The 11,170-nt window shown below is 43.6% G+C and carries 7 protein-coding genes; 2 read left to right on the top strand and 5 right to left on the bottom strand.

Annotated features, from left to right (window positions below; translation table 11 throughout):
* A complete protein-coding gene (locus AC438_RS03175; protein ID WP_202904697.1) occupies window positions 1–495 on the bottom strand; it encodes a GAF domain-containing protein in 495 nt (164 codons plus the stop codon).
* A complete protein-coding gene (locus AC438_RS03180; protein WP_053979818.1) occupies window positions 482–985 on the bottom strand; it encodes an asparaginase domain-containing protein in 504 nt (167 codons plus the stop codon). Before AC438_RS03180 ends, AC438_RS03175 begins: the two co-directional genes overlap by 14 nt.
* A gap of 187 nt (window positions 986–1,172) precedes the next feature.
* Between AC438_RS03180 and AC438_RS03185 the strand changes: the two genes are divergently transcribed.
* Window positions 1,173–2,663 carry an alanine/glycine:cation symporter family protein gene (locus tag AC438_RS03185; protein ID WP_053979819.1) on the top strand — a complete coding sequence of 497 codons (1,491 nt, stop codon included), beginning with the start codon at window positions 1,173–1,175 and terminating at the stop codon, window positions 2,661–2,663.
* Between the two features lie 210 nt (window positions 2,664–2,873).
* Here the strand turns inward: AC438_RS03185 and AC438_RS03190 are convergent, their stop codons facing one another.
* From AC438_RS03190 to AC438_RS03205, 3 genes are all read right to left on the bottom strand, one after another.
* Complete coding sequence (locus AC438_RS03190) at window positions 2,874–4,661, bottom strand: alkaline phosphatase D family protein (RefSeq protein WP_053979820.1); 1,788 nt, start codon at window positions 4,659–4,661, stop codon at window positions 2,874–2,876.
* A 335-nt stretch (window positions 4,662–4,996) separates the two neighbouring features.
* The gene (locus AC438_RS03195; RefSeq protein ID WP_156316979.1) at window positions 4,997–5,524 is read right to left on the bottom strand and encodes a hypothetical protein; all 528 of its coding nucleotides are present in this window, start codon (window positions 5,522–5,524) and stop codon (window positions 4,997–4,999) included.
* 162 nt (window positions 5,525–5,686) lie between these two features.
* Window positions 5,687–7,801 carry an LruC domain-containing protein gene (locus AC438_RS03205; protein ID WP_053979823.1) on the bottom strand — a complete coding sequence of 705 codons (2,115 nt, stop codon included), beginning with the start codon at window positions 7,799–7,801 and terminating at the stop codon, window positions 5,687–5,689.
* 621 nt (window positions 7,802–8,422) lie between these two features.
* On the opposite strand from AC438_RS03205, the gene AC438_RS03210 reads away from it, so the two are divergent.
* Window positions 8,423–11,170, top strand: a 2,748-nt coding sequence (locus AC438_RS03210; RefSeq protein WP_202904698.1) for a hypothetical protein, incomplete at its 3' end; no start/stop codon positions are given.

Consider the following 11,170-nt stretch of genomic DNA (forward strand, 5'->3'; position numbering starts at 1 on the left):
TTAGTAGTACTTAGCCAGCAGGGCGACGCACTCTTCGAGGTAGTCTTTATCAAGAGTATCAAAGGCGTTGACAATATCGGCATCAATATCAAGAACAGCTTTAACGTTACCGTGACTATCAAAAAGGGGGACTACAATTTCAGATTGGCTTAAGGCCGAGCAAGTGATGTGATTGGGGTGTGAATGAACATCACCGACAATCAGTGTTTTTTTCTCCTCCCAAGCTTGCCCGCAAACACCTCGACCAAAAGGGATACGTGTGCAGGCTGTAGGGCCTTGAAAAGCGCTCAGTACAAGCTCTTCGCCCATAACGCGGTAAAGGCCAACCCAATGGAAATGGAAGTTTTGCTGAATGGCGGCACAAAAATTGGCTGTATTGGCGATATAATCTACATCGTCGTCGAGCAAACTGTTAAGTTGTGCAAGTAGCAGTTGGTAGATGTCCTCTTTAGAGGTTGATTGCACGTTACTGTGACTGGGTTTATAAGTTTTCAAATTGGCACTTCTCATAGTTTTTCTTGACGTTATCGGCAGGGAAGACGCGGCCGCTAATGGCGATGTAGACACCTTCTTGTAGAACACTTAAGGCACCTAATGCCGTCCCGATATTGATCGAGGCATCGGTGCTTTTAAAAATGGCGGGCTTGAATGCACCGGTAAGCACGATGGCGCGTTGTGTGACGGCTTGCTGTAAGTACTTGGCGGTATCAACTAGGGTGTCTGTTCCGTGTGTAATCAGTACTTTTTTGCAGTTGCTGGCTAATATGGCTTGGCTCATGAGCGCTCTATCGTCGTCATTGACATCGAGACTGTCTTTTTTAAGAACTTCTACAAACTCAAATTGCGCGTTAAGGTTGGCCTCTTTGAGAATGTTGACGACTGAGGGCTCGCCGACTTGGTATTCGGTAATGCGATCAAAGTAGTCTTTATCAATGGTGCCGCCGGTACTGAGTACTAATATTTTTTCGTTGCTCGTGGGTATCATATGGAGTGGAACCTCATAATAGGGTGGATGCGTATCGAATAAATCATATTATCAGCTAAGTATGCTTGATTAAATAGACGCTGTAAGATAGTTGAGAGATTATACGTTGAGGCTTTTTATTGCTGATTCGTCTAAGTTAAATTGGTATTTTTTTTGGTCAAAAATTGAGGTTGAAAAGGTATGGTGTATGCAAGATCTAATTAATCAATTAAACGCAATAATATGGAGTCCTGCTTTAATTGGTTTATGTTTAGCCGCAGGTTTATTCTTCTCAATCAAAACGCGCTTTATACAAGTTCGCTACTTACCTGAGATGATTCGACTGCTTAGATCTAACAAGTCTAATTCAGCGGGTATTTCCTCTTTGCAGGCGTTAACCATGTCGTTAGCAGGGCGTGTAGGCACAGGTAACATTGCGGGTGTTGCGGCAGCGATTGGTTTTGGTGGCCCTGGGGCCATTTTTTGGATGTGGGTGATTGCTTTTTTAGGGGCTGCGACAGCGTTTGTAGAGAGTACTTTTGGGCAAATATATAAAGAAGAGTTGCAAGGGCAGTTTCGAGGGGGGCCTGCTTTTTATATCGAGAAGGCACTCGGCTGGAAGCGTTTTGCACAAGTTTTTGCTGTTGTTACTGTAGTTTCGGCTGGCTTTTTAATGCCGGGCGTTCAGTCTAATAGCATTGCTAATGCAGTAACACAGGCGCTAAATGATTCTTCACTGGTGTCTGCTAGTGGGTTTGAGATGAGTGGCTTGATTACGGGCATAATTGCGGGCGCTCTCTTGACGGCAATTATTTTTGGCGGTATCAAGCGTATCGCTAAGTTTACTGAAATAGTTGTTCCTGCCATGGCGGTGCTTTATGTGATTATTGCTGTGATTATTATAGGTATGCACATTGACATATTGCCAGCAATTTTTGGGCAGATTTTCTCGGATGCCTTTAGTCCAATGGCCGGTGTTGGGGCCGCTATTGGTTGGGGGGTTAAGCGAGGTGTTTACTCTAACGAGGCGGGTCAAGGTACAGGGCCTCACGCCGCGGCCGCCGCGCATGTTGATCACCCTGCTCAGCAGGGTATGGTTCAGGCGCTATCGGTCTATATTGATACACTGTGCATTTGTACGGCAACAGCTTTAATGATTTTGATTGCTGGTACTTATAATGTACATGCGCCAGAGGCTGGATTTTTGGTGCAAAACCTAGCGGCTGATATTTCAGCGAGTAGCCCTGCCTTTACCCAGCTAGCCATAGAGCATCACTTTCCGGGTTTTGGCTCGCTATTTGTGGCGGTCGCTTTATCGGGTTTTGCCTTTACAACGATTATCGCATATTACTATATTGCTGAAACCAATCTTAGTTTTTTAATGCGTAATCTCAATATTCCATTTTTGCCGGTAGTGTTAAAGCTTGCCATCGTTGCCGCCACTTTCTATGGCTGTGTCAGAACTGCTGATCTTGCTTGGGGTCTGGGTGATTTAGGTGTTGGCTTAATGGCGTGGCTTAATTTGATTGCGATATTTTGTATTTTTTATCGTACACGTCCGGCTTTAAAGGCGTTGGATGATTACTCTAGGCAGCAAGATGAAGGTGTAGAAAAGTTCACCTTTTCACCAGAGGCGCTAGACATTAAAAATGCACACTATTGGGTTAAGCGTAATCAAGAGGAAAAGCCCAAGCTGTAAATTCTCCCCGAGAATGTAAGAGCTATGGGTTAATAATTTATTAGCTAGTCATCAATCATTGGGCATCAATAAATACAGTGACATGCAAAAAGAGGCGACCCTGTTGACACAGGTGTCGCCTCTTTTTTGTGCACTAGTTTTGCAGTTTTTGCTGTTGTTATGGTTATGCCTATAGTGATGAGATCGGCATTTATGTTGCGAAGCCTCAAGTTAGCTCATGGTGAGTGTGTGCTCGCCTGCTTGTACACTGATTTTTTGTGCCCGATCGCTGAGTAATGTGTAGTCTTGCGTTTTGATTGAGCTAATGAATTGGAAATCTGCGATAGCTTGCTGGTGTGTAAGGGTTAAAAGTATATAGCCACGGTCAGCTAAATTAGTATATTGTAGGCCATCAATAAACCCCGTAAGCCCAGCCTCTGTTTGCTGGACGGCTTCCTCTGTCTTTAAGTTTAAGTATTGTTCAAGCCCTGGTGATGAGATGCTGGATGTCGCAAATTCCACGCCGGCAGGTTCATTGTTGACGGTTAAGTTATTAGCCCAAGCGTTATGGGTATCGCCAGCGAGTACAATAAGGTTGCTATTGATTTGTTGTGCAGCTTCTAAAATAAGTTGTCGCTCGGCCGGGTATCCATCCCACGCATCTAGGTTATAAGGAAGGCTGCCAAGTTGCAGTAAATGAGCGTTGTCTTGCACGTATTGTAACTGCTCAGTAGTGAGGGCTTTTGGTGTGTTTTGAGCAGTTGTTGCCAATTGTGCAAGTGTTGCAAAATCGGTTAATGATAGTTGCTGAGTGACAACGGCTGTAGGTAGCTCCATAACACCCATAAGTACTTGCTGCCCTAAAATTTGCCAAGTGGCGCCATTGCTTAGCTGATCAAGCAACCATTCACGCTGATCAACGCCTAGCAATGTACGGCTGGGGTCGGTGCTATCGGCGGTGTAAGTCGTTTCGTCAAAGCTACCTGTCGCTAAATAATCACTGAGCGCTAGCTGCTTGTCTCTGCCGGCTAGGCGGGTATCGAGCATGCTTAAATTTAGTAAATCGCCATAAATAAAATTGCGCTGTAAGCTATGAATATCCGTTTCAACGGGTGGTCTTATTGGCATCCATTCGGCATAAGCTTGCAGGGCGGCGGCTAAACGATCTGTATACTTGCCTTGTGTTGATGAATGGTTTTCGGCGCCTTCACGCCACGCATCGTTGGCGACTTCATGGTCATCCCATACACAAATAAAAGGTGTGCTCGCGTGTGCGGCTTGTAGGTTGGTGTCAGTACGATACTGGGCATAGCGCGTACGATAATCTTGCAGCGTAATAAGCTCGCTGGCGGGTTCAACCTGACGGTTCAGTGTTTGTGCATCTTCACTGGCATACACACCTGGCCCGTACTCATAAATATAATCACCTAAATGTAATACTGCATCCAAATCAGTGTTTTTAGCGATTTCACCATAAACATGGAAAAACCCTGCAGAATAATTAGAGCAAGATACAACCGCAAATTTTGCTTGCTCTGTTGCACCCTCTGGTAATGTTTTTGTACTACCAACCGGTGACTGTTGTGTGCTTGTGCTAAAGCGATAAAAGTAACGGCTACCAGCTTGTAGGTCTTGCATGTCAATTTTCAGAGTGTAATCACGCATACCGTCTGTACTGGTTAGCTGTGCAGCGATAATGCGCGTAAATGCCTCGTCTTCGGCTACTTCACACAATACTTCGACAGCACCTTGTGATGTTGGAGTGATGCGTGTCCATAAAATTACAGCATTATGAGCAGGGTCGCCGCTGGCAATACCATGATTAAATGCCCCGCCGTTACCTTGTGGTTTTTGGCTTTGTGTTGGATTGTTGGGTGTTTGTGTGTCTGCGATTGCAGAGGTTTTATTACTGTCTTTACTGCATGCAGTTAATGCACTGGCACTGACAATAATAGCGCTCGAATGTTTAAGCGCTGTAGCTAAAAAATGACGACGTGAAAGGGGTGGAATAGTATGCATGAAGTAAGTCTCCGCTAAATTCAGCTGAGGCTAGTGCTACTGCATTACAATGATATGACGGATTAACTACGGTATTGTGACACTGCTCACTCGAGAGTGTATTGTGCATTATCTCAATGTCTGATGTTATTGATTTTTAAAAATAAGCGGTTAATCCCTCGCTCTGTATATATTGTGTTAATCGGTGAAGCGCGCAATATCGTGATTATATAAAATGTGTGGCAATGAGAAAGTTTTATTGTTACCCATGCTCATCATTCCATTGATTGCCAATAGGCGGTATGCCGTTCTCTACGCCTAACGCTTTATATTTAGCCTTGCAAATAACGTTTTATTCATAACTCCCATGTTGCTTTACCCTCTTCAATACTGAGTAGGGCTTGGATGGGAGCGGAGCCATCATAGGGCCATAGCTCTGCCAATATGACGTGTGTATTGTTGGGTAGGGGGATCGTTTGCGTGAACTTGCCTTTAAGTAAAACACCGCTGGCGAATTGTGTTTTAAAGTGAGGTAGGTATACGTCATTATCTGTTTGATAGTCAGTATAAAAATTCAGTTGATAGCGTGTATTTTGTATGGATGTGTCGCTAGATTGAACGGTGACATGCACGTTTTTTTGAGTGGCAAAATCAAAGTTTTTATCGGCTATCAAATCACCTGTTTTAATACTCCTTCCTGCAGGTTCGGAGCTAATGGTCATACTGGAGCTCATGACTGAACTTGAACTAATGTTGTCAGTTATTACTGAGGTGCTTGCGACAGCCGCGTCTGTGTTGGTAGTTGAGTTGCCGCCGCTACCACAGGCTGTTATCAAGCATGATGTGACAATAAGGGGGATTGCTGGTATCAGTAATTCTTTCATTATTTGGCTCTCTTCGCATTCAAAAGCAGTTAAGTTGATTTTGGTTGCTCTTATTTCCTGAGGGTGTTTGAATACTGTTGGCTGATTGCATTAATAATATGCGTGATGAACGCTATTATTTTCAACAGGCTCAAAGCGTGATCTCTCGAGCGAATGTGGTTGTTAATGCATAAAAATATGCTGAGTGTTTCCTTCATTAATAGCGTACCAGTTGTTCTTTTTTTGGCCGCTGGAGGTGACGAACTCAGCAAAGCTTGGGTAGGCTTGCAGTAGGTCGATGCGCTCTTTAGGCCATTGCCAGTCGCTACTCATTTCCATTGCCCAAGGAAGATTGTTCTTGGTACGATAATAGCGGCCTTCTTCGGCGCTACTTGTATCTTCTTGAAGGCCCCAAAAGTTGACATCGAATGCTTCGGTGGGTGGGTGATCGGCAAGGTGTATTTCGTAGCTACGCCCTGGCGCTTGACTAAAAGCAGAGCCGTGATAATAGTTGGGCGTCGCAAAAATGAAGGGGTCAAAAGGTGCTGCGGGCATGTTGTTGGCATTGATCTCTTCACTGAATGGAATACTGAGATCAAAGTTAAAAGTAATGTTTTGATCACAATCTTGTTGAGTTCTATAAAAACTACATATAGGGGTAACGGCTTCGTTGAGGTGGTCATTAATAATAAATATGGCTTGTGTACGGCCGAGCTCTAGCGGGGACCCTGTTGGGATATCATTAACGCGCATCTGTACCGTTGAGCTGTTGATACTGCTGGCGTTGATGGAGGGTAAATGAATAGCGAAGCCGCTGTGGTAGCTCCCGCCCAAAGCTAATAATTTGCCGCGAATATCAATGCGTTCAACATTATTGGTCAGTGTATTGACCACAGTGGTGTAGCGAAGAGCAAAAACAACATCATTCATATCGTAGTCTGCTGTTTGTGGCCAATTGTCTTCAAAGGCGATAGTTGTCCAACCATTGCTAGAGGGATAATAGCTATAGCGCAATGGTACGTTGGTGATCTCTACGAGGTAGTCCTCTACTTCGCCCGTAGTACTACCGCCAGAGGGTGAGAGTATTGGCTGTTGGCTAAATCGAAATCGCGACCAAGTTTGCCCAGGTGTCGCGTCTTCTGGAATTCTGACAACTAAAGTATTTGATCCTGTCGCTAATAGCTGCTCGCTAATTAATTGTTCTCCTTCATCTTCAAAATCACCATCTTGATTCCAATCAAACCAAGCATTCAGGTAGCCCTCTGTTGAGGCGATAACTTGTATTGCACTATCGAGGCCTGTTTCGAGTGAAGTTACAAAACCAATGCCATCATCATCAGGGTCTTCAAAGTTGGAGCTATCAGGCCCGTTATATTTGCCCGCTGGAGCATTAAAGCCTAAATAGGTTGTACCGTCGATTTCATGCCTGGCGCCATTATCTTGAAGTAACGTGCCGTAGCTAGCGGGTGCATCTCCAAAGTCGATAGTAGCAGGTTCACTGTCATCAATAATGGGGGCTTTAGCACAGCGTGCACCGTCATTTTGGCTTGAGGTTGGGCCTATGGCGAATAGAGTTGCTTTAGGGCCTTCTAATTCTGCCACCTCTACGGCGCCTAAATCTATGCGATAAATAAAACCGTCATTATTGCGTGCTATATAGAGATATCCATCGACATCAAAATATGCCGCTCCAAAGGTACCTGTGACGCCAGTATCGCCAATAGTGCGCGTTTCGCCACTATTTATATCAAACTCATAGAGTGTGCCGCTTTTATTATCGACGCCATATAAATTATTGTTGAATGGGTGAAAGGCAAAGTCGGTGAGGCTTGCTGGAGTTGATGGGGTTATGAGTACTGCTGTTAAATTGGCATTAATATCAGTTGCGAGTGGTGATAAATCTATCTTGTAAAAACCTGTGCCATTACGATACAAGTAATAATTATTATTGTAGGTATCACCGACATAAAAGGTAACATTTTCGGGTAATCCGTTAATATTTAGTGCTGTGGCTTTGAAGCTATTATCAATTTGCACAATGGTTTTTAAGTTCGAATTGTATCCATAGATGTAGCGATCAATATCGTTAAATCCCACAGCATTAATATTACCCGCGATACCGACGTCATTTTGTAAAACTGTATAGGTGCCGGTTGCTAAGTTCAGCTCATAGGCAGCAACGGGTGAGCCTTGTAGCAAAAAAGCTTTGCTAGGACAGTTGGTGAATGGGCTGGCATGTGCCATTGTGCTGAAAGTTCCAGCGGCAATGAGTGCGCAGACTTTGACAGTATGACGCATGGCGAATCTCCTGATTGAATAGATACTAAGGCTATAGCAAGGGCTGTGCCTAAGCTAATATTGACGTGAAAATAAACATATTGTGTGTTTTTTGGTTTGCTGTGAAGCTTGCTGATAATTTTAGTCGCCTTGGTTCTATCTATAGGGAATATTCAGGGTAAAATGTCATCTTTTACACAGTTTTACACAGTTTTACATCGTTATGCTTCACACTGCTTAAGTAAGTATTACTTGGCGTTTAAGGTGTTTGCGCTTGGTTATAGTGGATATGTTTTTTATATCTATAAGCGACATTTTTTTGCGATATCCTATTGCATAATGCGAGTACTGAATAAATGTTTATTAGCATTATGCAAATCGCTAAATACGAGGGTGTGATAAATCGTAAGCTATATCTTGAGGCGTGTTAATTACAATTTGTTTGCTAAGCTTTATTTTAATTAATAGGTTTTTGGTGTAAGAAATTTTCATTGCCATCTTGGCGTATTTCTTGAGTTGTATTCCTTAATGTTTTTGAGAATATTGAGAAATTAAAATAATGACAGTTCTAGGTGCATTTTAATGTTAAATTTTTTGTGTGGCGCAATGCGGTATCTATCGAAAATATTGATATCTAGGTCAATGCCAGTGGCTCGTATGGGCTGTGCGTTTTTACTAGGCTGTACTTGTATTAGCGTGCAAGCGGCTACGATAACCATCGATACTATTGCAGCGAATGATTTTGTTGATGCGAATGAAGATGATGCCGATATTATTATTAGTGGTGCCACAAGAGATGTGGAAAATGGTCAAATCATTAGTGCAACGTTAAATACTAAAACGTACACAACGTCTGTGAATCGCAATGCATGGAGCTTAAGGCTTCCTCAACAAGATGTTGTTGCATTAAAAGCAAGTAATACGCTGACTGTTGAGGTATCTGATCGTTCAGGCAATGCCGCCGATTCCTATACTAAGTACTTCGCTTATGATAGCGCCACGATATTAGATAATGACAATGATGGCGTTGCTGACCGGTCCGATCTTGATAGCGATAACGACGGTATTTTAAATACGCAAGAGCAAATATGTGCGTTAGATGCCGAGGTGAACACTGAGCTTTATACGCCCGGTCGTGACTTGACTGCCGGAGCACGCAGAGGCGTTATTACCAATATAGCTGAGTTAAATGGAAATTATTTTGATTTGGGTTATCGCTTAACGGGCGGTAGCGAGTGGGGTAGCGGCATTACAATTATTAATGAGCCCCAACTGTCTAAAAATGTCATCAAAATACAACCTAAGAACGTGAGCGATGGTACCGGATCTGCTATTTATACTCTTACATTTAATAATCCAGTATTTATTGAAAATATGATGTTTGGCGCACTGGATTATGATGATCGCCTTATTTTTGAAGCTTATGATGAAAGCAACAATGCCATTATTCTAGGTGCGCCTAACTTTACGTCTAATGGCTCAGTGGTACCGCAGGATAATGCATATACTTTTGTAGGCCTAAAGCAATTATTCGAGCCAGCCAACTATGCATTGGAAGTATTAAGCTTAAATGTACGCCATATAAAAGTTAAAAAATTAGTCATCACATCAGATAAAGCGAGTGGGTCAAGCGGTAATAACACGATTGAAATATCCACTATTTCACATTGTGTGACACGTGATACCGACAATGACGGAATACCTGATTATTTTGATCTGGATAGTGATAACGATAGTATTCCCGATAATATCGAGGCGCAAACAACAGCTGGTTATATTGCGCCTAGTGGTATTATCAATAAAAGTACTGGTGTTGATTTAAATTATGCTGGCGGTCTGGACCCTGTTAATACGCTATCGAATGGCGATCAAGATTATATTGAGATTGATTCTGATGGCGATGGTTTGTCGGATTTGGCCGAGGTACAAATTACACTCTCTGATACAGTTGGCGTTAACGGCTTAGATACTGTGCGTGATAATGGTGATACTTACACCGATGTGAATGGCACTTTAAATGATCCTACAACATTACCGAATCTTGATTCGGCTAATGATGTTGATTATCGTGAAATTAATACACCAGCCATTACTATTGATGTTGTAGCTTTTGATGATGTAATCAATACAACTGAAGATAACAGTCCAGTTCCCATTACGGGCACTACAACAAATATTGAGGATGGCCAAACAGTTGTAGTGACTCTTAATGGTAAAAACTATACCGCGGTAGTCAGTAATAATACATGGTCCACGACCTTACCTGCACGTGATGCACAAGCTTTGGATGCCTCAGAGAATATGACCGCTAATGCTTCAAGCGCAGCCGGTGCTGCTGTTGAGGCCATGCGAACTATTCGCCACGTGTTAGTAGCGCCGACAGTCACTATCGATATTGTGGCTGGTGATGATGTGATCAATACAACTGAAGATAATAGCTCTGTAACGCTTAGTGGGACTACTACAAATGTGGAAAATGGCCAGATTGTTACAGTGGCTGTCAACGGTAAAACTTATACAGCAACAGTATTTAATAATGCTTGGTCCACTGAAATGTCGGCAGCCGATGCTCAAGCTTTAGGTGCCCGAGAGGGCATTACTGCAAATGTGTCGAACACAGTGGGTGATGTTGCTGATGAAGCTACGCGTATTATCGCGCATACTGTTGCTCCCCCCGTGATAAGCATCAATGTTGTGGCTGGTGATGATGTGATTAATGCCAGCGAAGATGATAGCGATATCACCCTAAGCGGTACCACAACCAATATTGAAGACGGCCAAACAGTCACTGTTACGGTTAATGGTAAAACCTACAGTGCCACTGTGAATAACAACACTTGGTCAACGCTCTTGCCAGCAGCCGATGCGCAAGCATTAGGGGCGAGCGAAAGTGTTACGGTGAATGTTTCGAATGTGGCGGGGGATGCGGCGATACAAGCTGAGCGCACCATTAGCCACACAGTGAATACACCTTTAATTACGGTTGATGTGATTGCTGGCGACGATATTATTAGTGCGCTAGAAGACGACAATGATGTGACTATCAGCGGTACAACGGCCAATGTGGAAGAAGGCCAAACGGTTACGGTCGTGCTAAACGGTACCACTTACACCGCGCAGGTTAACAGTGATAGCTGGTCGATCACCGTGCCCGCCGCTGATGCGCAGGCTTTAATGGCTTCACACATCTTAACAGCAGATGTATTCAATACCGCTGGCGATGCAGCACCGCAAGCGACCCGCACAGTGGCCCATACTGTTGATTTACCGTCAGTGACCTTATCGGCGATCAGTACTGACGATGTGATCAGCGCCAGCGAAGATGATAGCGATATCACCCTAAGCGGTACCACAGCCAATGTTGAAGATGGCCAAACAGTCACCGTTACG

The organism is Marinagarivorans algicola, from assembly GCF_001292705.1.
Taxonomy (GTDB): Bacteria; Pseudomonadota; Gammaproteobacteria; order Pseudomonadales; family Cellvibrionaceae; genus Marinagarivorans; species Marinagarivorans algicola.

Coding starts and splice junctions, on each gene's coding strand:
- AC438_RS03195 (WP_156316979.1), bottom strand. CDS start 5,524: ATGAAAGAATTACTGATACCAGCAATCCCCCTTATTGTCACATCATGC.
- AC438_RS03180 (WP_053979818.1), bottom strand. CDS start 985: ATGATACCCACGAGCAACGAAAAAATATTAGTACTCAGTACCGGCGGC.
- AC438_RS03190 (WP_053979820.1), bottom strand. CDS start 4,661: ATGCATACTATTCCACCCCTTTCACGTCGTCATTTTTTAGCTACAGCG.
- AC438_RS03205 (WP_053979823.1), bottom strand. CDS start 7,801: ATGCGTCATACTGTCAAAGTCTGCGCACTCATTGCCGCTGGAACTTTC.
- AC438_RS03185 (WP_053979819.1), top strand. CDS start 1,173: ATGCAAGATCTAATTAATCAATTAAACGCAATAATATGGAGTCCTGCT.